This is a genomic window from Flavobacterium sp. 2, assembly GCF_049949195.1.
Classification (GTDB): domain Bacteria; phylum Bacteroidota; class Bacteroidia; order Flavobacteriales; family Flavobacteriaceae; genus Flavobacterium.
Map to the genome: position 1 here is coordinate 2,363,901 of NZ_CP188206.1, position 17,962 is coordinate 2,381,862.

The 17,962-nt window shown below is 34.4% G+C and carries 17 protein-coding genes and 1 riboswitch; of the genes, 1 reads left to right on the forward strand and 16 read right to left on the reverse strand.

What is annotated here, in order from left to right:
- Nucleotides 1-8: 8 nt before the first annotated feature.
- The 10 genes from ACNFIH_RS10125 to ACNFIH_RS10170 form a co-directional block, all read right to left on the reverse strand.
- Nucleotides 9-1,013, reverse strand: coding sequence for a homocysteine S-methyltransferase family protein (locus ACNFIH_RS10125; protein WP_426486525.1), 1,005 nt, complete (start codon nucleotides 1,011-1,013; stop codon nucleotides 9-11).
- 335 nt (nucleotides 1,014-1,348) lie between these two features.
- Nucleotides 1,349-1,464: riboswitch (SAM riboswitch) on the reverse strand.
- Nucleotides 1,465-1,609: 145 nt separating this feature from the next.
- Complete coding sequence (locus ACNFIH_RS10130; RefSeq protein ID WP_426486526.1) at nucleotides 1,610-1,798, reverse strand: hypothetical protein; 189 nt, start codon at nucleotides 1,796-1,798, stop codon at nucleotides 1,610-1,612.
- A 117-nt stretch (nucleotides 1,799-1,915) separates the two neighbouring features.
- The gene (locus tag ACNFIH_RS10135; protein ID WP_426486527.1) at nucleotides 1,916-2,968 is read right to left on the reverse strand and encodes an NAD(P)/FAD-dependent oxidoreductase; all 1,053 of its coding nucleotides are present in this window, start codon (nucleotides 2,966-2,968) and stop codon (nucleotides 1,916-1,918) included.
- 186 nt (nucleotides 2,969-3,154) lie between these two features.
- Nucleotides 3,155-3,739 (reverse strand): precorrin-2 dehydrogenase/sirohydrochlorin ferrochelatase family protein, encoded by a 585-nt coding sequence (locus ACNFIH_RS10140; protein WP_426486528.1) that lies wholly within the window; start codon nucleotides 3,737-3,739, stop codon nucleotides 3,155-3,157.
- A 138-nt stretch (nucleotides 3,740-3,877) separates the two neighbouring features.
- A complete protein-coding gene (gene cobA / locus ACNFIH_RS10145; protein WP_426486529.1) occupies nucleotides 3,878-4,651 on the reverse strand; it encodes a uroporphyrinogen-III C-methyltransferase in 774 nt (257 codons plus the stop codon).
- Nucleotides 4,644-6,734 (reverse strand): HEPN domain-containing protein, encoded by a 2,091-nt coding sequence (locus ACNFIH_RS10150; protein WP_426486530.1) that lies wholly within the window; start codon nucleotides 6,732-6,734, stop codon nucleotides 4,644-4,646. Before ACNFIH_RS10150 ends, cobA begins: the two co-directional genes overlap by 8 nt.
- Before the next feature lie 82 nt (nucleotides 6,735-6,816).
- Nucleotides 6,817-8,061, reverse strand: coding sequence for a sulfate adenylyltransferase subunit 1 (locus ACNFIH_RS10155; protein ID WP_426486531.1), 1,245 nt, complete (start codon nucleotides 8,059-8,061; stop codon nucleotides 6,817-6,819).
- A 148-nt stretch (nucleotides 8,062-8,209) separates the two neighbouring features.
- The gene (cysD, locus tag ACNFIH_RS10160) at nucleotides 8,210-9,109 is read right to left on the reverse strand and encodes a sulfate adenylyltransferase subunit CysD (protein WP_426486532.1); all 900 of its coding nucleotides are present in this window, start codon (nucleotides 9,107-9,109) and stop codon (nucleotides 8,210-8,212) included.
- 142 nt (nucleotides 9,110-9,251) lie between these two features.
- Complete coding sequence (locus ACNFIH_RS10165) at nucleotides 9,252-9,962, reverse strand: phosphoadenylyl-sulfate reductase (RefSeq protein WP_426486533.1); 711 nt, start codon at nucleotides 9,960-9,962, stop codon at nucleotides 9,252-9,254.
- 27 nt (nucleotides 9,963-9,989) lie between these two features.
- Nucleotides 9,990-10,877: a sulfite exporter TauE/SafE family protein gene (locus ACNFIH_RS10170; protein ID WP_426486534.1), complete on the reverse strand. Its 888-nt coding sequence runs from the start codon at nucleotides 10,875-10,877 to the stop codon at nucleotides 9,990-9,992.
- Nucleotides 10,878-11,187: 310 nt separating this feature from the next.
- Here ACNFIH_RS10170 and ACNFIH_RS10175 point away from each other — a divergent pair, with 310 nt between their 5' ends.
- A complete protein-coding gene (locus tag ACNFIH_RS10175; protein ID WP_426486535.1) occupies nucleotides 11,188-11,970 on the forward strand; it encodes a sulfite exporter TauE/SafE family protein in 783 nt (260 codons plus the stop codon).
- A 57-nt stretch (nucleotides 11,971-12,027) separates the two neighbouring features.
- Here the strand turns inward: ACNFIH_RS10175 and ACNFIH_RS10180 are convergent, their stop codons facing one another.
- The 6 genes from ACNFIH_RS10180 to thrA all read right to left on the reverse strand — a co-directional run bounded on the left by ACNFIH_RS10180 (nucleotide 12,028) and on the right by thrA (nucleotide 17,961).
- Complete coding sequence (locus ACNFIH_RS10180) at nucleotides 12,028-12,438, reverse strand: RrF2 family transcriptional regulator (protein ID WP_035645602.1); 411 nt, start codon at nucleotides 12,436-12,438, stop codon at nucleotides 12,028-12,030.
- A 133-nt stretch (nucleotides 12,439-12,571) separates the two neighbouring features.
- On the reverse strand, nucleotides 12,572-13,072 hold the full coding sequence (locus tag ACNFIH_RS10185; protein ID WP_426486536.1) for an RDD family protein: 501 nt from the start codon (nucleotides 13,070-13,072) through the stop codon (nucleotides 12,572-12,574).
- 69 nt (nucleotides 13,073-13,141) lie between these two features.
- A complete protein-coding gene (locus ACNFIH_RS10190) occupies nucleotides 13,142-13,654 on the reverse strand; it encodes an alpha/beta hydrolase (protein ID WP_426486537.1) in 513 nt (170 codons plus the stop codon).
- A 95-nt stretch (nucleotides 13,655-13,749) separates the two neighbouring features.
- Nucleotides 13,750-14,922, reverse strand: a complete 1,173-nt coding sequence (locus tag ACNFIH_RS10195) for a trans-sulfuration enzyme family protein (RefSeq protein ID WP_142450273.1) — start codon at nucleotides 14,920-14,922, stop codon at nucleotides 13,750-13,752.
- A gap of 116 nt (nucleotides 14,923-15,038) precedes the next feature.
- Nucleotides 15,039-15,464 carry an OsmC family protein gene (locus tag ACNFIH_RS10200; protein ID WP_026728534.1) on the reverse strand — a complete coding sequence of 142 codons (426 nt, stop codon included), beginning with the start codon at nucleotides 15,462-15,464 and terminating at the stop codon, nucleotides 15,039-15,041.
- 82 nt (nucleotides 15,465-15,546) lie between these two features.
- Complete coding sequence (gene thrA / locus ACNFIH_RS10205) at nucleotides 15,547-17,961, reverse strand: bifunctional aspartate kinase/homoserine dehydrogenase I (RefSeq protein ID WP_426486538.1); 2,415 nt, start codon at nucleotides 17,959-17,961, stop codon at nucleotides 15,547-15,549.
- Between the last annotated feature and the right edge of the window lies 1 nt (nucleotide 17,962).

Consider the following 17,962-nt stretch of genomic DNA (forward strand, 5'->3'; position numbering starts at 1 on the left):
TTTATGAATTATGCAATAACCGGCGCCACTCTAGGCTTATAATCCTTCGCAACCTCAGCCATTAATCGAATATGATCTGGAGTTGTTCCGCAACAACCTCCAATGATATTAATTAAATTATCCTCTAAATATTCTTTAATGAATACCTGAGTCTGCTCTGGCGTTTCATCGTATTGCCCGAAAGCATTTGGCAATCCTGCATTTGGATGTGCTGAAACATTAAAGCTTGTGTTATGCGCTAATGTTTTCAAATACGGTTTCAGCAAATCGGCTCCAAGGGCGCAATTGAATCCTACGCTTAATAACGGAATATGTGAAACTGAAATCAAAAATGCTTCAACTGTTTGTCCTGAAAGTGTTCTTCCAGAGGCATCTGTAATTGTTCCTGAAACCATGATTGGAATATTAAGATTGCGTTCTTCTTTTACTTCTTCTATTGCAAAAAGTGCTGCTTTTGCATTTAAAGTATCGAAAATTGTTTCTACCAAAAGTAAATCACAGCCACCGTCCATTAAAGCTTCTGCTTGTTGTTTATACGCAATTCGTAAATCGTCGAATGTTACGGCTCTGTAACCCGGATCGTTTACATCTGGCGACATACTTGCTGTACGGTTTGTTGGTCCAATTGAACCGGCTACAAAACGAGGTTTTTCCGGATTTTTTGCGGTAAACTCATCGGCTACTTGTCTTGCGATTTTTGCCGATTCGTAGTTTAACTCGTAAACCAAATCTTCCATGTGATAATCGGCCATACCGATTGTCGTTCCTGAGAAGGTATTGGTTTCTACAATGTCAGCACCAGCTTCGTAATAAGCGGCATGAACATCGCGGATTGCTTGTGGTTGTGTTAGGGATAGTAAATCGTTGTTTCCTTTTAACGGATGCGGAAAATCTTTGAAACGCTCTCCTCTGAAATCTTCTTCTGAGAAATTATAGCGTTGCAACATTGTTCCCATTGCTCCATCTAGGATTAGGATATTTTTTTTTATTGCTTCTTGAATTGTAATTGCCATGTTTTTTTGTTTTAGCTGCTAAGACGCTAAGGTTCTAAGATGCTAAGTTTTTTTTATTATGATTGTGAAGTTTAAACCTAACAGGTTTTTAAAACCTGTTAGGTTTGCTTCGGATATTTTTTTCACATTAATTCCAAAAACACACTATTGCTGGCTCATTAGCCCCGATTGAAGTGGAAATTATTTTGTCCGCCGCGGCGGACAAAATGATTGCAACGAAAAGCGGGAACTATTGACTGCAAAAATGCGCCAATGATTCACTCCTGATACAGAATCTGTTTCAGTAAATATTATATGTTATCGAGAAAAGTTTTGAGAAATACGAGTATGTATTTGTGTTATCTATCTTTAATACTGGAAATATCGTATAAAGTAGAATTTAGCACCTTCTTTATGATAAAGGGTTGCTAAGGTTTCATCGGGTCTATCCCTCCGCCTTTCGTGATAACTGACAATAATTTTAAGAACAGTGCAAAGGTATGAAATAGGGTTTCTATTTGCAAATGTTTTTTTTCTAAGGTTCTGAGGGACTTACTTGCTAAGGTTCTAAGGTTTTTTTGAAGGTACTAAGGAGCTAAGATTCTAAGGAACTAAGTTTAGAATATCCTTTGACTATTGATCTTATATTTTAAGAATACTTTCATTACCTCTTCATGATCAGTAACCTGATTATTTTCTGCTTGCTCAATTCCTATTTCTATTTCCTTTAATTCTTCTTCTGACAAATTATCGGACCAATCTTTCTGATTTAAAATAGAACTATTACTCTCTTTCTTTGAATTCATAAGTATTGAAATTAATATCTCTGAAAATTACAAATTAAAAAAAGCCCAAACTAAAAGTTTGAGCTTTATATATAAAAATCTTAGCACCTTAGTCCCTTAGAACCTCAGCACCTCAAATTAAACTATCGCTTTAACAACCGCTTTTGGAGCTTCTTTACGAGTTCCGTCGAAACCATCTACTCCAGAAACCGTTGTATATTTCAATACATATTTTTTACCTGGATTGATGATTCCGTATGCTGCCTGACACATTAAAGTTGCTTCGTGGAAACCACAAAGGATTAATTTTAATTTTCCTGGGTATGTGTTTACGTCTCCAATGGCGAAGATTCCCGGAATATTCGTTTGGTAATCTAATGCATTGTTTACTTTAATGGCATTTTTTTCGATATCTAATCCCCAGTCTCCAATTGGACCTAATTTTGGTGTTAATCCGAAAAGTGGGATGAAATAGTCACATTCGATTTTACGGTGTGCTCCGTTTTCTTCGATATCTAATGATTCAACGTGCTCAGCACCGTTGATTCCGATAACTTCTGCTGGTGTAATTAATTTGATTTTTCCAGCTGTTTTTAATTCCTGTACTTTTTCTACTGAATCTAAAGCGCCTCTAAATTCGTTTCTACGGTGAATTAAAGTTACTTCTGAAGCTACGTTTGCTAAGAAGATGCTCCAGTCTAATGCTGAATCTCCTCCTCCTGCAATTACAACTCTTTTATCTCTGAATTTCTCCGGATTTTTGATGAAGTATTTTACTCCTTTATCTTCATAAAACTCGATATCTTCGATAAGTGGTTTACGAGGCTCGAAACTTCCTAAACCTCCCGCGATTGCAATAACTGGGGCGTGGAATTTAGTTCCTTTGTTTGAGGTTACGATGAAAGATCCGTCTTCTTGTTTTTCAACTGTTTCAGCACGTTCTCCTAAAGTAAATCCTGGCTCAAATTGTTTGATTTGTTCCATTAAACCGTCAACTAAATCTCCAGCTAATACTTCTGGAAAACCTGGAATATCGTAAATAGGCTTTTTAGGATATAATTCTGAAAGCTGTCCTCCTGGTTGAGGCAAAGCATCTAAAATGTGGCATTTTAATTTTAATAATCCTGCCTCGAAAACGGCAAATAAACCTGTTGGGCCTGCTCCAATTATAAGTATATCTGTTTTAATCATTATGGTTGTTGTTTATAATCATTCTTAATAATACAAAGAAACGAATAATTTATTCTACTGCCAATGATTTTTATCATTGATTTCTTTGCCTAATTTTCTATTCTTTATTTTTTAATGAAGAGGTAACCTCATTCATCCATCGGGTTAAAACCCGACGCTACAATATGAAACGTTCCTCCGGAACTCTTACAATTCCTTATTTTTCAATGAATCGGTTATCTCGTTCATTCTTTTAACCTTTTCTTCAAAATTACCTTTTAAGGTTTTTCGGTATTCATTCAGATTTTCAACCATTTGATTGATATCTTCCGGAATTACTTCTTCGAAAAACTCACGTAATCTTTTTGCCGTTGTTGGCGATTTTCCGTTTGTCGAAATGGCTATTTTTACATTTCCTTTTGTTACGATTCCGCCTAAATAATAATCGCATAAATCTGGCGTATCGGCGATATTGCAAATCAAATAACGTTTTCTCGACAATTCGTAAACTCTTTTATTCACTTTTAAATCGTCTGTACAGGCAATTACCATGTGACGTTTTTTGAGCATTTTCTTTTTGAACTTAGCTTCCGTCAATTTAATTGAAGGATGATTTTCGGCTAAAACTTTTATTTCTAAGTGAAAATCCGGCGCTACAACCTCAACATTTGCATTTGGACTTGACTTTAACAAAAAAGAAAGTTTCTCCAAACCTACATTTCCTCCGCCCACAATTAAAACGTTCAGATTGTGAAGTTTTAAGAATATGGGATATAATTCGTTTTGTTCCATTTTAATTTAATTTCATCTAAACAAAATTAGATGATTTTTCTATTGTCTTTGGCAAAATTGGGTTAAAATCCAACGTCATTGCCGTGCGTCCATCGGGTTAAAACCCGACGCTACAATATGAATCGTTCCTTTGGAACTTTATCTTGCAATTTCTTTTGATAGAAATTCTTCGTAAAATCCTTTTAATTTATTGCTTTCTCTTACAACTTCGCCTAAAACAATAATGGCTGGTGAACCTAATTCTTTTTCTTTTACAATATTTAGAATCGAATCTACTGTTCCAACTCCAACTTTTTCTTCTGCTGTTGTTCCGTTTTGAATGATCGCAACTGGTAAATTTCCTTTATCTTCTTTCTGAAACAAATCAATTATTTGAGGCAATTTGTGCATTCCCATCAAGATTACAACTGTTGCAGAAGATTGTGCTGCCAAAGCTACATCTGAAGATAATTTTCTATCAGAAGTTGTTCCGGTTATTGCCCAAAAGCTTTCTGAAACGCCTCTTTTTGTTATTGAAATTCCCTGACTTGCAGGAACTGCAACTACAGATGAAATTCCTGGAACAACAATGGTTTCGATTCCGAAACTTTCTGCAAATTCCACTTCTTCACCACCTCTTCCAAAAATAAATGGATCACCGCCTTTTAACCGAACTACGTTTCCGTAAGTCAGTGCATTATCCACAATCAACTGATTGATTTGATCCTGCGTATAAGCATGATTTCCGATTCTTTTTCCAACAAAAATTCGAATGGCATTTTTGGGTGCATAATCCAGAATTTCTTCGTTGGCCAAAGCATCGTATAAAACCACATTTGCTTCAGCCAATGCTTTTACAGCTTTTAGCGTCAGTAAATCGGGATCGCCCGGACCTGCACCGACTAAAGTTATTTTGGGTTTTAAATTAAGCATTTTCTAATTCCTGAGCTCTGAAAGTTTCGATTTTGTCAAAGAAAACAACTGCCTGAGCAATGTACTCTTTAGCGAAAGCTTCAGATGGTTCATTTTTATTGATTTGGTAAACCAAGTCTTTAAAAGTTGAGTTTAATTCGATTTTATTATTTTCGATAAAAACAGTATCAAACAAATCTACTATTCCTGCGTGGTGATTTGTTTTTTGGTTTTCTGACAATAACAATGCTTTTGCTCCATTTACAAATCCTGCATAAGCATGATAAATAGCATCTGACCATTTTTTCTCGTCGAAAGATTCCTGCGCCAAGATCAATTTCTCTTTAGCTTCAAACAATAAAGTTGCTACTAAATCGATCACAACTCCGGCACATTCTCCCACTCCAACTGCTTTTACGTAATTGTCTGCGTTACCCCAATCCACAAAATCTGCTTCTGTTAAATTGGTTACATCAGCATACGGTTTTAAGATTTCGTAGAAATATTTCTCTCCTTTTGTATCATAATAATCTAGGAATTTTTGTCCGCTTCCGTTAGCATCAAAATCATTTAAAATGGTACGCAATGCATCTGGACCTCTACGACTAGGCACTTTGATTACTTTATCAGCAAAACGTCCTGCTCCGTTTCCTAATCTTCCTCCGCCAAGTAAAACCTGCAGAGCCGGAGCTACCAATTTTCCTGAGTTGATAGACATTCCCTGGAATCCAATTGCAGACATATTATGTTGTCCGCAGGCATTCATACAACCTGAAATTTTAATTTCGATTTCGCGATTGTTTAAATACTGAGGATATTCGGTAGTCAACACTCTTTCTAATTCTTCTGCAATACCGGTACTACTTGCAATCCCCAAATTACAAGTATCAGTACCCGGACATGCCGTAATATCTCCAACTGAATTATATCCTAGTTGAACAAAATCCAACTTCGCTAATTCTTGGTAAAAGAATGGTAAATTTTCTTCTTTTACGTGACGTATTACAATATTTTGACGCAATGAAAAACGTAATTCATTTGCTGCGTAATTTTTAATTAAAGCGGCTAATAATCTGGCTTTATCAGTATAAAAATCACCTAATAAAACTTTGATTCCGATAGCATAATAACCGTCTTGTTTCTGTTTGATTACATTCGATTTTTTCCACGCTTCATAAGCTGCAGTATCTTCGATTGTAACTTGCGGAACTTCTAATACTGGTTCTGGAATTGGTCCGTCAAAGGCGGTTGTATCAATTTCGTATGTTTCAAAAGCGATTGCTTTTTTCTCTTGTTCAACCAAATCAAGGAAAACATCTCTTCCCATTTCTTTGATTAAGAATTTCATACGTGCTTTCATTCTTTTTGCACGTTCTCCGTATCTGTCGAAAATACGAATGATTCCTTCTGCTGTTGGAATGATTTCGTTTACCGGAACGAATTCTGAAAGTAATTCAGCATGTGCTGGCTGAGATCCTAAACCTCCTCCAAACATGATTTTGAAACCTTTTTGTCCGTCTTTAATTTTCGGAATAAATCCTAAATCGTGTAAATAACTCAACGCAGTATCTTCGTCTGAAGATGAGAACGAAATTTTGAATTTACGCCCCATTTCCTGACAGATTGGGTTTCTTAACAAATATTGAAAAAGTCCGTGTGCATAAGGCGAAACATCAAATGGTTCGTTTACATCTACACCAGCTAATTCGCTTCCTGTAATATTTCTAACAGTGTTTCCACAAGCTTCACGAAGCGTGATATCGTCTTTAGCCAAATCTGCCCAAAGTTCTGGTGTTCTGTCTAAACTCACGTAGTGAATCTGGATATCCTGACGCGTTGTAATGTGCAAACGTCCTGTAGAATATTCATCAGAAACTTGTGTGATACGCACTAATTGCTCGCTGGTCACTTTACCGTAAGGCAATTTAATACGAATCATCTGAACGCCTTCCTGACGCTGACCGTAGATTCCACGCGCTAAACGAAGACTACGAAAACGCTCATCATCAATTTTTCCTCCACGGAATAAGTGAATCTTTTTTTCTAATTCGATAATCTCCTTCTGAACTACCGGATTTTCTATTTCTGTTCTAAAACTTTCCATTTCTCTTTAGTTGTTGGTTGTCAGTTGCTGGTTGTTGGTTTGCTGGCAGAATATCTATCAACCAAAAACCATCAACTATCAACTAGCGAATGAATCCTACTCCTGCTGTTGTGTTAGTTGCTGTATCAATTAAGATGAAAGCTCCGTTTGATTTGTTTTCGTTGTATGAATCAAAATATAACGGTTTGCTTAATTTGATCGTTACTTCTCCAATTTCGTTAATAGCTAATTGTGAAGCTTCTGTCGTTCCTGAGTAATCTGTTGCAATTGTATTTTTAATGCTTTCTACTTTTGCTAAAACTCTGTTTGTATTGTGTTGTACCAAATATTTAGTTCCCGGAACCAGTTTTTTACTGTCCATCCAGCAAACTGTTGTGGTAATATCTTTTTCAATTTTTGGAAGTTCTGATGATTTTACAATCATATCACCTCTCGTTACATTGATATCATTTTCTAATTCGATAGTAATCGAAGAACCTGCAACGGCTTCGTCAAATGTTTTATCGAAAAAGTGAATTTTAGACACTTTAGATTCTGTTAAAGATGGAAGAACCGTTACAGCATCTCCAACTTTAATTGAGTTTCCGTATAATTTTCCTGCGTAACCTCTAAAATCGTGGTATTCTTCTGTTTTTGGACGAATAACAGTCTGAACTGGGAAACGTGCTTTTCCTGCTTCAAAAACATCAGAAGCATGTAATCCTTCTAAATGTTCCAATACCGTTTGACCATCATACCAAGGCATGTTTTCAGATTGATCAACCACGTTTCCGCCGTTGATTGCACTTAAAGGAATATAACTTACGTTTTGTTCCTTGAAAGTACTTTTTGCATTTAATGCCTGAAAATCGGCTTTGATTTTATTGAAAACTTCTTCAGAATAATCAACTAAATCCATTTTGTTAATTGCAACAATAACCTCTTTTACTCTCAATAAATTATTAATGAAGAAGTGACGGTAAGTCTGCTCAATTACACCTTTTCTTGCATCAATTAAAATGATAGAAACCTGAGAAGTCGAAGCTCCTGTAACCATGTTTCTTGTATATTCTACGTGCCCCGGAGTATCGGCAATAATGTAACTTTTCTTTGCAGTCGAAAAATAAATGTGCGCAACATCAATCGTGATTCCTTGCTCTCTTTCTGCTACTAAACCATCAGTTGCCAAAGAAAAATCAAGGTAATCGTATCCTTTTTGTTTACTGCTTTTTTCGATTGCTTCTATTTTATCAGTCGTCAATGATTTTGTATCGTACAATAATCTCCCGATTAAAGTACTTTTTCCGTCATCTACACTTCCTGCTGTTGCTATTTTTAAAACGTCCATTCTTTTTATGTTGTTGGTTGTTGGTTTATGGTTGTTGGTTTTTCTAAAACATCAACTAAAACCATCAAAATATTTAATCTGCTTTTTTATGTTATTGTTGTAATTATTGAAGTATTCAGCTATCAACTAAAAACTATCAACCAACAACTTAAAAGTATCCTTGTTGTTTTCTTTTCTCCATCGCCGCTTCAGAACGTTTATCATCTATTCTGGCTCCTCTTTCAGAAATCGTTGATTCTCTGATTTCGCCTACAACTTCTTCGATTGTTGCTGCGTACGATTCAACTGCAGCGGTACAACTCATATCTCCAACGGTTCTGAAGCGAACAATTCTTTCTTCGATTTGTTCGTCTTCTTCTTGGTACACAAAAGGAGAATGCGACCAGATTAAACCGTCTCTCAAAAAAACTTTTCTTTTATGTGAGAAATAGATTGACGGAATTTCGATATGTTCTTTCTCGATATAACTCCAAACATCTAATTCTGTCCAGTTTGAAATTGGGAAAACACGAACGTTTTGTCCATTTTCAATTTTTCCATTCAAAATATCAAACAACTCAGGTCTCTGATTTTTTTCGTCCCATTGTCCGAAATCATCACGAACTGAAAAAATACGTTCTTTAGCTCTCGCTTTTTCTTCATCACGACGTGCTCCACCAATACAAGCATCAAACTTAAATTCTTCAATTGCATCTAAAAGTGTTGTTGTTTGTAAACTGTTTCTACTTGAGTATTTCCCAGTTTCTTCAACTACTTTTCCTTCATCAATAGCATCCTGAACATTACGAACGATCAACTCTAAACCTAATTCTTCTACCAATTTATCTCTGAAAGCAATTGTCTCTGGGAAATTGTGCCCCGTATCAACATGCAATAGAGGAAACGGAATCTTAGCAGGGAAAAATGCTTTTTGCGCCAAACGCACTAATGTAATAGAATCTTTTCCTCCTGAGAAAAGTAAAACCGGTCTGTCAAACTGTGAAATTACTTCTCTGAAAATGTATATCGCTTCACTCTCTAAAGCGTTTGTTTTTAATACTGAACTCATTGTTTTTTTGTTTGATATTTTTTAGTTTCAAGTTTTAAGTTTCAGGTTTCAAGTTCCCTGATTTAAAAATCTCCACTCTTTATTCTATAATCTATATTCTATTCTCTAAAAGAAAGTCTTGCCTCTTTCTTCTTGCTTCTTTCTACTCTTTCTTAGCACTATGAAGCCCACACTCTTTATGGCTTGATTCCCACCACCATCTTCCGGCTCTGATATCTTCACCAGGGAAAATTGCTCTTGTACAAGGCGCGCATCCAATACTTACGAAACCTTGTTTGTGCAATGCATTTTGCGGAACATTGTTTTCAGATAAATACGTTTCAACTTCTTCTAAAGTCCATTTAAGCAAGGGATTAAACTTTATGATTTCGAAGTTCCCGTCGTATTCAAACAAGTGTAAATCTTGTCTATTTTCTGATTGTTCGGCTCTAAGTCCCGTAATCCAAACTGAGTTTCCTGCCAAAGCTTTTCTTAACGGAACAACTTTTCGAATAAAACAACATTCTTTTCTGTTTTCAACTGAATCGTAAAAGCTGTTTGGTCCTTTTGTTTTTAAAAGATTCTCTACCGCAGCCGCTTCTGGAAAAAAAACTTCAATCGGTCTTTTATACTTTTTTAATGTTTTATGAAAAACGTCATAAGTTTCCTGAAACAATCTTCCGGTGTCCAAAGTAAAAACAGTAATATCAGTATTACTTTTTGCAATGAAATCTGTAATTACCTGATCTTCCTGACCAAAAGAAGTCGAAAAAATTACTTTCCCTGGAAATTCTTTTGCTAAAAAAACTAAGGTTTCGTCAAGCGAAAAATCTTTTGTTTTATCTAATAATTCTTGTACAATAATCGCACTCATAATCTCTCTTCCTTTCTAAAATTATTTTTACAATAATTTAGATAATGTTTTTAAACTCAATAATATAATTAGAACCCCAACGGCAACCATCATTGGTTTTCTTTTGATTTTATTTACCAAATATGCTGCTAAAGGCGCTGAAATAACTCCTCCTAAAATTAATCCGATGATTACTTGCCAACCATGGATTCCTCCAAAAAGCATAAATGTGATTCCACTTGCAAATGAAATTGCAAACTCAGCTGCATTTACTGAACCAATAGTATATCTTGGGTTTCTTCCTCTTCCTAATAAAGTTGAAGTTACAATTGGTCCCCAGCCTCCGCCTCCAACAGAATCCATGAATCCGCCGAAAACGGCTAAAGCGCCTAATTTCTTCGTCTTCTTTTTTACAATTGTTTTTTTCAAGGCTTTTCTGATGATGATAACCGCTAAAACAATCATATAAACCGCAATAAAAGGCTTTATAATATCACCATTAATAACATCTGACAATAAATAAGCTCCCGTAATCGAACCTAAAACACCCGGAATCAATAAATGTTTTACCAATTTTTTATTGATGTTTCCGAATCTATGATGTGAAAGTGCCGATGCTCCCGTTGTAAACATTTCAGAAACGTGAACTGCTGTACTGCTCACAACTGGCGGAACTCCATAAGCCAATAAAAATGACGTTGAAGTTGCTCCATAGCCCATTCCTAAAGTTCCATCAACCAACTGAGCAAAAACTCCAATGGCAAAAAACACTAAAAATTCTTCATTAAAACCATCTACAAACCCATTCCACGAGAATTCAGCGTGATGATTATAAATTAATACAGATAACAAACCTATTAGTAAAACAACCGGAATTCCAATCCAAAGCTTTTCTTTGAACGAATCTGCACTATTTATTTTCAGTTCTTTCTCCATATTAAAATAATTGAATTTGTTTTCAAAACCTATTACCCTATCGGGTTAATAGATTACTTTGCAAAAATACTACTTATTTATAATAATCAAAACATTATTTTGATTTTTTTAAAGCTCATTTACACATTCATTACATTATAAAAGAGCTATTTAAGATTTTGATGAATTAATTTCACAAATAATACCATTTCGCAACATATTTGAACAATATAAATAGCAAAAAAGCTTGCTTATTAAATAGGCTTTTTAATCTCTACAATATCTATAGGATAATTATAAAAATGTTGTATTTTAGCGCCAAACTTTTTTTATGGATTTTCAAATTGGTCTTGTAATTGCCGGATTAGCAGTTGGTTTTATTGTTGGGTTGACTGGCGTAGGTGGTGGTTCTTTAATGACTCCTATTTTGTTATTTTTTAATATTCCGCCAACAACTGCAGTGGGTACAGATTTGCTTTATGCTGCTTTTACAAAAGCTGGAGGAATATTTGTCCATCATAAAAAAGGAAACATAAACTGGAAAATTACGGGTTGGCTAACATTAGGCAGTGTCCCTGCCGCTTTAGTAACTTTATGGGTATTAAACAGTATCAAAACAGATATTGAGACCATTAATCGTGTTATAAAGTTTAGTTTAGGCTGGGCATTATTATTTACATCAATTGCTATTATATTCAAAAACAAAATTTTGAAATTTTCTCAAAAACATGCAGGAGATAAATTCCACAGCGAAAGCCACACTCAAAATATGCTGACTATTGGAATTGGAGTTTTACTTGGCGCAACCGTAACGGTAACATCCATTGGCGCAGGAGCTCTTGGAACAGTAACTTTATTTTTTCTTTATCCTTTATTACCACTACCTCGCTTAGTGGGAACTGAAATTGCTCATGCGGTTCCATTAACACTTGTTGCTGGAATTGGACATGCTTCAATGGGAAATTTAGATTTAGGATTACTTGGCCAGTTGTTAATGGGTTCACTCCCTGGAATATATATGGGAAGCATGCTGAGCGGAAAAGTTCCGGATCAATTTCTTAGAAATGCTATCGCAATAATGCTATTCTTTACTGGATATAAATTGATTTTTTAACTAAATCATCGTTATAAAAAAAGACCATTTCAAAATAGAAATGGTCTTTTTTATTTCTTAAAAAGCAATATCTGCTAAAGAATTACTTTCTAATATTTTAAGTGTATTATCTCTAACTTCAGTCATTAATCTTCGGGCTGCGCAGGTAGATTCATCATCGCAATCATCACATCTTTCATAAAAATTATGACTTGCACAAGGCAATAATGCAATTGGCCCTTCTAAAATTCGATAGACTTTTGCCATGCTTATATCTTTCGGATCTTTGATTAGATAATAGCCGCCGCCTTTTCCTTTTTTTGCTCCTAGAAAACCTGAATTCCTTAAAAGCAATAAAATACTTTCTAAAAACTTAATCGAAATATGTTCGTTTTTCGCGATTTCGGCAATTTGAACAGGATCATTATTTTCTCGTCTGGCCAAATAAGTCAACGCTTTTATTCCGTATTTTGTTTTTTTTGAAAGCATCTTTAAATTTTAAATTGCAAAATATTTGTTCCGAAATTAATGTCCCGAAAACGATTACATTTATTTCTGCAACAAAAATAGGCTTTTTAAATGAGAATAGTAACAGAAAGGAAATTATATTCTACTTATTCTATCAGATTACTTCGTTACTTCCGATTAAATTAAACTCTTGAAACGTTTTTATTTCTTCAACCAGGTCTTTTTTATTTACCACGTATGTATCCGAAAGAGAATCGTGCCAGCCTCTTGATCCCAAATATGAAAACATATCAAAAGGTATAAATCGACAAAAAGATCGTTTTACAATGGCAGCAAAATCAGCTTTTTCACCATATTCATTAACAACAATGGTTCCTGTAATAAACTTCGCAAGCGATCTTCCAAACAATCCTTCAGTGATTAAAAAATAAAAAAAGTAGATCGTAAATATTACGATATTCCAACCCCAATCTCCTAAACCATCCATCCACTCGCTAAGACCTGTCAATTCAAATAAACCAATAAGAACTCCGGCAAAAAGACAAAGTCCCATAAAAATAGCAATTACAAATATTGTGTCTAAAATATAATTTAAAAAACGGATTCCTACGGAAGCCAACAGTCGATCATCAAGTATGTATCCAGAGTTACTCATAAACTAGTTCGTTGTTTTTATTATTAATAGGTTTTGGTTATAACAAAAATATAATTTTTGACGAATGAATTACAATAAATTACTACAAATCAAAAAAACATTCTTCTTATCTAAATACAATTGATGTTTTTGATTTTCGAGGATATGTTTTTCTATTTTTAATTTTGAAAACCATTCACTGTTCGGCGAATTTAGATCCTGATCGCCAAAATAAAGTTTAATTTCACAATTAGGAATTTCAGTTTCAAATCTTAATCTTGTCGAGGAAATTGCAATTAACTTTGTTGTTTTTAATCCTTTTAATGATGCTTTCCAGGCAATTGTTCCGCCAATACTGAAAGCTAAAATAGCAGCATCGCTTTTTTCTGAAGCTAATAAATTATCAACAGCTTTTTCAATACCTCCATTTAAAAATTGATTATGAATTTCTTTTTCATCTTCAGAAAAATCAATCTCGGCCAATTTTAAAACATCATAATAATGAACATCAAATTTTGATTCTAATATCTGAATATAGTATTCAATCCATTCCGGATTACCTCCAAACAAATCTGATAACAACAACAATCTTGGTTTTATCATATTTTCAAAACTAAAATTTATTTCAAAAAAAATCCTTGAGATACAAAAAAGGGCTATTTAAAAAAACAGCCCCTTAATTTTATTATATTTTGCTTTTAAGCCAATGCTTGCTTCAAATCAGCAATTACATCTTCTACGGTTTCTAAACCTACAGAAACACGAACTAAACCTTGCGTGATTCCAACAGCTAATTGATCTTCTTCAGATAACTTGCTGTGCGTTGTAGAAGCTGGATGCGTAACAATTGTTCTTGTATCTCCAATATTTGCTGATAATGAACAAAGTTGAATTGAATTCAGGAATTTTCTTCCAGCTTCGATTCCGCCTTTAATTTCAAATGCGATGATGTTTCCACCAGCTTTCATTTGTTTTTTAGCAATTTCATATTGCGGATGCGATTTCAGGAACGGATATTTAACACTATTTACATTTGGATGACTCTCTAAAAATTCAGCTACTTTTAAAGCATTTTCGCAATGTCTGTCAACACGAACTGCTAAAGTTTCTAAACTTTTTGACAAAACCCAGGCATTAAATGGTGATAAAGCCGGACCTGTATTTCTTGAAAACAAATAAATCTGTCTGATTAAATCTGCATTTCCAACTGTAACTCCTCCTAAAACACGACCTTGTCCATCGATTAATTTTGTTGCAGAATGTATTACTAAATGCGCTCCAAATTTAATTGGTTGCTGCAAATAAGGCGTTGCAAAACAGTTATCGATAATTAAAATCAAGTTGTGTTTTTTAGCAATGTCTCCTAATAATTGCAAGTCAATCACATCAACTCCAGGATTTGTAGGCGATTCTGCGTATAATATTTTGGTGTTTGGCTTGATGAAACTTTCGATAGTTTCTGGCTTATTAATTTCAAAATAAGAAGTTTCGATATTCCATTTTGGAAAATAAGTCATAAACAAAGCATGTGTAGAACCAAAAACGCTGCTTGCAGACACAATATGGTCTCCTGAATTTAATAATCCGGCAAAAGTAGAATATACCGCTGCCATTCCGGTTGCAAAAGCATAACCAGATTCAGCACCTTCCATTTTGCAGATTTTCTCCACAAATTCAGTCGTATTTGGATTACTGAAACGGCTGTAAATATTTCTTTCTTTTTCTTCTGTAAAAGAAGCTCTCATATCTTCTGCATCTTCAAAAACAAAGCTTGAAGATAGGTACAAAGGCACCGAATGTTCTAAATACTGAGATCTTTCTAATTGTGTTCTAATGGCTTGTGTTTCAAAACCAAATTCTTCTGTGTTCATTGTGTTGTTTTTTGTTTTTTTTTGTTTAAAGTTTAAAGTTTCAGGTTATTACTGAACTCAAAATTCAAACTGTTTAGAGAAATTATCTAATTCTCTAATTGACTAATTTTCTAATTCTACAAAGCCTCGTTGTTCAAGACAACTTTGTATTTGATGGTTGCAGTTGGCTCAACGGTTTTGGCTACTGAACAGTATTTCTCAAAAGAAAGCTGTGCTGCTTTTTTTGCTTTTTCAGGATTGATTTCTCCTTCTAAATAGAAAACCACATCGATTTCTTTAAAAGGTTTTGCTTCTTCAATCTGAACGCGTGTTCCTTCAACCTCAGCGTTAAAAGATGTTATTTCCTGACGCTGTTTCTTCAAAATCGAAATCATATCAATTGCGCTACATCCTGCAACCCCCATTAAAACCAATTCCATTGGGCTTGCGCCTAAATCGCTTCCGCCAAATTCAGCTCTGCTGTCAACGTCAACTACGTGTCCGCGTTCATTTTTTACTTTAAAATGAAATGCGTCATTTACTCTGTTTAAAGTTACTTTCATTGTGTTGTTATTTTTTGTTTTTGTTTGGTTTCAGATATTCAATCTATCCCGATGGCTATCGGGACTAAAATTCCAAAATCAATTACCCTTTATCAGATAATCTCAAAATATCTCCAAAAACCCCTCTCGCTGTTACCGCAGAACCTGCACCGGCTCCTTGAATAACGATTGGACGATCTCCGTAAGATTCAGTGTAAATTTCGAAGAAAGAATCTGAACCTTTTAATCCGCCTAATGCAGTATCTTTTGGCACTGAAACTAATTTTACTTCTAAATTTCCTTTATCATTCTGCAAATCACCAGACAATTCACCAATGTATCTTAAAACATGATTTGGTTGTTGATCTGCTTTTATTTTCTCGTAAATTGGATCAAATTCTTTTAGCTTCGTTAAGAAATCGGAAACATTTCCATCACGTAAATGTTCCGGAATTAAATTCTGAATTGAAATTTCTTCAAACTCATTTTGTAAATCTAATTCTCTTGCCAAAATCAATAATTTTCTTCCCACATCATTTCCGCATAAATCTTCACGCGGGTCTGGTTCTGTGTATCCGTTGTCAATTGCTTCCTTAAGAATTTCACTAAATGGAACATCTTTTGCAGAGAAATTATTGAATAAATAACTTAATGTTCCAGAGAAAACTCCTTTAATTTTTGTGATGTTTTCACCAGAAAGATGCAGTAATTTAATCGTATCAATTAAAGGCAAACCTGCACCAACATTGGTTTCGTATAAATAATTCTTTTGATTTTCTGCCAAAGCTTTTCTCAATTCTTTATAAAAACCATACGTTAATGTATTAGCCACTTTATTCGAAGAAATCAAATCAAAACTGCTTTCAACAAGCGGAATATAATTTTCTACGAATGACGCACTTGCTGTATTATCAATTGCAATTAAGTTTTCTAAATGATGCTCATTTGCGTAAGCGATAATATCATTGATTGAATATTCTTCGCCTTTTGTCTGAATATCATTTTTCCAGCTTGAAGTTACGCCATTTCTGTTTAATAAAAGCTTTTTAGAATTTGCAATTGCAAAAACATTCAGCTTAATATCTTTACGTTTTTCGATTGCAGACGCTGATTCTAAAATTTGATTAATCAACGTTCCTCCAACTAATCCGTGGCCGAAAATCGCAATGTTGATTTTTTTAGAAACTCCAAAGATTTCTCCGTGAATTACGTTTAAGGCTTTGTTCAGTTCTTCTTTTTTAACAACCAAACTCACGTTTTTACCTGTAACCGTGTTGTTGAATAAAATCGGAACTATTTTGTTTTTAATTAAAGCCGTATAAGGTTTATGGAAAGTACTCAAATCCTGTCCGATAATCGAAATTACAGAAACATTATCTGTTACTGTGATTTGGTTTACATCTTTAGAATAAAAGTCATTTTCAAACTCTTTTTCTAGCTCGACCATTGCAAGCGTCGCTTTATCTTTAGCCACAACCAACCCGATTCCTCTTTCTGAAGAACCTTGCGAAATGATGCTTACACTGATATTGTGATCGCCCATTACTTTAAAAATTCTGGCATCAACTCCGGATTTTCCAAGCAATCCGCGTCCTTCAAGATTTACTAAAGAGACATTTTCTAAAACTGAAAGCGTTTTAATTCCTTCTTTTTGAGAATTTGAAGTGATTAAGGTTCCATGATTTTCATGATTAAATGTATTTAAAATTCGAAGCGGAATATTTTTTTCCAATAATGGAATAATCGTTTTTGCATGAAGAATTGTTGCGCCAAAATTCGCTAATTCATTTGCTTCGTTAAACGATAAATATTCAATTTTTTTAGCATCGGCAACTAAATCTGGGTTTGCTGTGTAAATTCCGTCAACATGTGTGAAATTCTGCAATTCTTCGGCATCTAAATAATTTGCAATTAACGAAGCTGTGTAATTACTTCCGTTTCTTCCTAAAGTTGTAGTGTCGTTGTTATTATTTGAACCAATGAAACCTGTAACAATATTTACAGTTTCTCCGTTATGAAGCTTAAAATAATTGATTACGTTTTTCTTTGAAAGTTGTTCCAAAGGCTGAGCATCACCAAATTTTGAATCGGTTTTTAACAACTCTCTTGTATCAACAAAATTGGCAGGAATTCCTTTTTCAAGTAAAATTGACGTCAATAATTTAGCCGAAAGCAATTCACCTTTTGACAAAATCTGATCTTTGATTTTGTTACTATAATCGCCAATCAAACTAACTCCTTCAAAAAGTTTATCCAGAATATTGAATTCTTCAGACAAATCAACCTGACCATAGTCTGAAGTCTGATAAGCTTTAAAACTTTCTAAAAGAGGTTTGTAGTTTCCGTTTTTAGCGGCAATTCTTAAAATATCTTCTAATTCATCTGTCGCGTTACCACGCGCAGAAACAACTACGGCAATTTTTTCGCCTTGATTTACTTTATCAGAAATGATTGAAACTACTTTGTTAAGTCCTTCTCCGTTTGATAACGATTTGCCTCCAAATTTTAATACTTTCATT

Bases quoted from the DNA above. Each gene is read 5' to 3' on its own strand.
- thrA (WP_426486538.1), bottom strand. From the start codon at position 17,961: ATGAAAGTATTAAAATTTGGAGGCAAATCGTTATCAAACGGAGAAGGA.
- ACNFIH_RS10175 (WP_426486535.1), top strand. From the start codon at position 11,188: ATGGATTTTCAAATTGGTCTTGTAATTGCCGGATTAGCAGTTGGTTTT.
- ACNFIH_RS10165 (WP_426486533.1), bottom strand. From the start codon at position 9,962: ATGAGTGCGATTATTGTACAAGAATTATTAGATAAAACAAAAGATTTT.
- ACNFIH_RS10180 (WP_035645602.1), bottom strand. From the start codon at position 12,438: ATGCTTTCAAAAAAAACAAAATACGGAATAAAAGCGTTGACTTATTTG.
- ACNFIH_RS10150 (WP_426486530.1), bottom strand. From the start codon at position 6,734: ATGGAAAGTTTTAGAACAGAAATAGAAAATCCGGTAGTTCAGAAGGAG.
- ACNFIH_RS10125 (WP_426486525.1), bottom strand. From the start codon at position 1,013: ATGGCAATTACAATTCAAGAAGCAATAAAAAAAAATATCCTAATCCTA.
- ACNFIH_RS10135 (WP_426486527.1), bottom strand. From the start codon at position 2,968: ATGATTAAAACAGATATACTTATAATTGGAGCAGGCCCAACAGGTTTA.
- ACNFIH_RS10185 (WP_426486536.1), bottom strand. From the start codon at position 13,072: ATGAGTAACTCTGGATACATACTTGATGATCGACTGTTGGCTTCCGTA.
- cobA (WP_426486529.1), bottom strand. From the start codon at position 4,651: ATGCTTAATTTAAAACCCAAAATAACTTTAGTCGGTGCAGGTCCGGGC.
- ACNFIH_RS10200 (WP_026728534.1), bottom strand. From the start codon at position 15,464: ATGAAAGTAACTTTAAACAGAGTAAATGACGCATTTCATTTTAAAGTA.
- cysD (WP_426486532.1), bottom strand. From the start codon at position 9,109: ATGAGTTCAGTATTAAAAACAAACGCTTTAGAGAGTGAAGCGATATAC.
- ACNFIH_RS10195 (WP_142450273.1), bottom strand. From the start codon at position 14,922: ATGAACACAGAAGAATTTGGTTTTGAAACACAAGCCATTAGAACACAA.
- ACNFIH_RS10190 (WP_426486537.1), bottom strand. From the start codon at position 13,654: ATGATAAAACCAAGATTGTTGTTGTTATCAGATTTGTTTGGAGGTAAT.
- ACNFIH_RS10140 (WP_426486528.1), bottom strand. From the start codon at position 3,739: ATGGAACAAAACGAATTATATCCCATATTCTTAAAACTTCACAATCTG.
- ACNFIH_RS10170 (WP_426486534.1), bottom strand. From the start codon at position 10,877: ATGGAGAAAGAACTGAAAATAAATAGTGCAGATTCGTTCAAAGAAAAG.
- ACNFIH_RS10130 (WP_426486526.1), bottom strand. From the start codon at position 1,798: ATGAATTCAAAGAAAGAGAGTAATAGTTCTATTTTAAATCAGAAAGAT.
- ACNFIH_RS10155 (WP_426486531.1), bottom strand. From the start codon at position 8,061: ATGGACGTTTTAAAAATAGCAACAGCAGGAAGTGTAGATGACGGAAAA.